We start from the raw sequence: 1,169 nt of genomic DNA on the forward strand, positions 1-1,169 counted from the left end.
GCGACTGGCTCACCAGGGCGCCGTTACCCTCGAGGCCCCTGGCTTCGACCGTGAAGTCACCGAACCCTATCGACTGTGCATAGGACCAGTCGCCGTCGGCAAAACTGTAATCACCATCCTGGATGGTGGGGACGTTGGCCGCATCGGTTGTCGGGGTGTAGGTGCTCTGACCGGCATTGAAGCTGATACCGTCATCCAGAATTTTCAGATGACTGCCCGGATCAATCGAGCTTTCTGTGCTATTACCCGCGTCATCGCCCGCCGTTACGGTCAAGCGGATACCGGCACCTTCCAGGCTGACGGCTTCATTGTCCTCGCTGGTGTCGGGATGGCTCACCGCCATCGACTGGGCAAGCGTGACGTCGCCCTGATCGTTGACGCTGATGCGCAGGGCTTCTGCGCCATCTTCACCGCCAACCCTGCCAACGACCTCCCCGTTTTCCATGTAGAAACGGATGGCTTCGCCGCTGGCCGACACCGTCAGACCACTATCGCTACCCGGCTGTTCCAGGCCAAGAGCATAGCCGGTAACGTTACCGCCATTGACCGTGAAGCTGTTGGCAAGGCTCGAGGTTGTTGATGTCTCATCTGCCCCGCGCAGGCTGGTGTCATCGGTGGTCAGCACCGTCTCACTATCATTGACTGTGATTGTCGGAGCAGTGGTATCAACCTGATACGGCAGCGCCGCGTCAGTGGTGAAACTGTTGCCGGCCTCATCCGTCAGAGTGATGCTGGCGCTTACCGCGCTATTTTCAGCCAACACGCTACCCGGCACATCGATATTCCAGACCAGATCGTCGCCATCGGCAGTGACCTTGCCTTCATAGCGCTGGTCACCCACTTGCAAAACAACCGTATCGCCGACTTTGGCATCGCCCTCGATATTCTGGCCACCCCAGCCCGCATTGACCTTGCCGCTGACCGTAATCGTTTCGTTGGCCTCGGTGGCATTGATGACATCATCACCAGCAACGGTCTGAATCCAGATAGCCGTTGAGGGTACATCGGTGTCAACTTCATATGGCAATGTGGTATTGGGGCCCGAGAAGGCGTTGCCCGCGTCGTCGGTGCCGCTGACATAGGCCGTCACCTGGCTGTGAGCGGCCAGATCACTGCCTGCTACGTCGATGCTCCAGCTGTAATCGTCCTGCACCGTGCCGGTGTAGGTG

At 58.9% G+C, this 1,169-nt stretch carries 1 protein-coding gene; it reads right to left on the reverse strand.

Annotated elements, in window-relative coordinates; all coding sequences use genetic code 11:
* Nucleotides 1-1,169, reverse strand: a 1,169-nt coding sequence (locus H146_RS18955; RefSeq protein WP_169433469.1) for a DUF5801 repeats-in-toxin domain-containing protein, incomplete at both ends; no start/stop codon positions are given.

It is taken from the genome of Kushneria aurantia DSM 21353 (assembly GCF_000382245.1).
Taxonomy (GTDB): Bacteria; Pseudomonadota; Gammaproteobacteria; order Pseudomonadales; family Halomonadaceae; genus Kushneria; species Kushneria aurantia.